2 protein-coding genes and 1 pseudogene are annotated in these 2,543 nt (G+C 47.7%); all 3 read right to left on the reverse strand.

Going from position 1 to position 2,543, the window contains the following annotated elements:
• A pseudogene (locus PGX78_RS06075) lies at positions 1-590 on the reverse strand (polyribonucleotide nucleotidyltransferase); the annotation flags it as partial.
• 72 nt (positions 591-662) lie between these two features.
• Positions 663-929: a 30S ribosomal protein S15 gene (gene rpsO / locus PGX78_RS06080; RefSeq protein ID WP_006942244.1), complete on the reverse strand. Its 267-nt coding sequence runs from the start codon at positions 927-929 to the stop codon at positions 663-665.
• Between the two features lie 149 nt (positions 930-1,078).
• On the reverse strand, positions 1,079-2,543 hold a 1,465-nt coding region (gene pheT, locus PGX78_RS06085; RefSeq protein WP_270445892.1), incomplete at its 5' end, for a phenylalanine--tRNA ligase subunit beta.

Consider the following 2,543-nt stretch of genomic DNA (forward strand, 5'->3'; position numbering starts at 1 on the left):
TCCGGTACTTCTTTAGCGCCGCCTTCAACCATGAGAATAGCGTCTTTTGTGCCGGCTACGACAATATCCATGTCGCTCTTTTCACTCTGTTCCACTGTAGGGTTAATAATAAAATTACCGTCTATACGACCGACACGAACGCCCGCAATCGGCCCTGCAAAGGGAATGTGAGACATGCATAAGGCGACAGATGCACCGATCATAGCCGCAATTTCCGGAGCGTTATCGTGGTCAACTGCAAAGTCATAGGCTACGACATGTACGTCATGACGATACGTTTTCGGGAACAAGGGCCGAATAGGACGGTCAATAAGGCGAGCAAACAAGGTCGCCGATTCGGGCGGTTTGCCTTCTCTTTTTATAAAGCCGCCGGGAATCTTACCAACAGCATACATTTTTTCTTCATAATCTACGGTTAAGGGGAAAAAATCCGCATCTTCACGTGCTTCTTTCGATCCTGTTGCCGATACGAAGACGGCCGTATCGCCGTAACGTACCAAAGCGGCACCGCTAGACTGTTTTGCCAATTTACCGACTTCCACGGTAAGCGGTCGGCCGGCAAAATCCATTTGGAATATTTTTTCTTCCATTCCCTTTCCTCCTTATATCTACTATCCAAAAAAGAGGCTGATGTGTCTATACATCAGCCTCAGTTCGTGCAATTATTTACGCAGGTTGAGTTTTTCGAGAATAGCACGGTAACGTTCCAAGTCATGTTTTTGCAAATATGCAAGTAAGTTACGGCGCTGGCCGACAAGTTTCAACAAACCGCGACGGGACGCATGGTCCTTTTTATGACTGCGAAGGTGGTCCGTCAAATAAAGGATACGGCTCGTAAGGAGCGCGATCTGTACTTCCGGAGACCCCGTGTCTTTTTCGTTTGTGCCGAATTTGGCAACAATAGCTTGTTTTTCTTCTACGCTTAACATTGTAATTCCTCCTGTAATATAAAATTCACCAAGCACTGCGTGTTCGTCGGAGTGATCGATACACCCGGTGCCCGTACGACACGGCTTATTATACACTACAAGGCTCTGCCTGTAAAGGCAGAGCCTTGTAGTTATTATGCAAAATAAGGCTAACGAAGTTTTGCCCCGGCTTTTTCTTGTAATTCTTCAAGAATGTCCGTAACGGGTTGTTGAATATCCGCATCGGACAAGGTCCCTTCAGCAGAACGGAAGGTCAAGGCGAAAGCAAGGCTTACAAAACCGCGAGGAACCTGTTCTCCTGAATATACGTCGAAGAGATGTACGCCTTCCAAATACTGACCGCCCTTTTCACGAATGATATTCAGCAAGTCGGCATGCTTGGCACTAATCGGCACGAGTACGGCCAGGTCACGGGTAAGAGCCGGGAACTTGCCTACTTTGTGATAGTCGGGAATGAGGTTGATTAAAGGCAAGAGGTCCTTCAAGTACATTTCAAAGACATATACGGGTCCTGCAACGTCGTAGTTATCGACGCACTGCGGATGAAGTTCGCCGAAACGGCAAAGAACCGTGTCGCCTACAACATATTCAGCCGCCTTACCGGGATGTAAGGGGGCATAATCGGAGACCCGCAACTGTGCATGAATGCCCAAGCTTGTCAGAACGGCTTCCATCAAACCTTTTACGTCGTAGAAATCGAAGCCTTCCGCTTTATACGGCCAGCTTGCCTGTGTCCGATTCCCGTATAAAAGGCCCGTAATTTCCCTGTTTTCATCAACCAATTCCGTAACGGGAAGGCTCTTGGGACGATATGTAGATGCAACTTCATAAATAGCCACTCGATCATTTTTTACAGCCTGATTACGTACGAGTACATCCATCAGAGACGGCAACAGGGTGGTCCTCATGAGGGGGAATTCTTCCGTAATAGGATTCAATATAGGCACGGCCTGATAATGAGCGTCGTCTTCTTTAAAGAGGAGTTTTTTCAGCGAATCGGCACTCATAAAGCTGAACGTTACCGTTTCATTCAAACCGCTGCGACTCAAGACGGACGAAATATGTTCCCGAACAGCGTGTTCAAATCCTTCCTGGCCTTCCGAAATATTACTGAGAGGACGGGTAGACTGAATATTCTCATATCCGTAAATACGGGCTACTTCTTCTGCAATATCGGGCATTTCCGTACAATCGATACGCCATGTCGGCACAACAGCCGTCAATACCTTGTCGTGTTTTTCCGTCTTAAAGCCCAAGGTTGCCAAGATGGAAATCATATCTTCTTCCGAAATATCCGTACCGAGGAAGTCATTGACCCGCTGTGATGTAAAGTCGATGCGACGAACTTCTTGAGGATGTACATATTCGTCAATGACTCCGGCCGCTACTTCACAATCCCCCATTTGTTGCAACAACTGAGCCGCCCGATTAAGGGAGTGAACACAACCTTCCGAATCGAGTCCTCGTTCAAAACGAGCCGACGCTTCGGAACGAAGTCCCAACGCACGTCCGGTCTTACGAATAGAAGACCCCTTAAAAGATGCGCATTCCAAGACAACCGTTGTGGTTTCTTCCGTTACTTCCGAATCGAAGCCGCCCATAACACCGGCAACA

The sequence above is a fragment of the Megasphaera sp. AF13-6AC genome (assembly GCF_027685385.1).
GTDB lineage: Bacteria > Bacillota > Negativicutes > Veillonellales > Megasphaeraceae > Megasphaera > Megasphaera micronuciformis.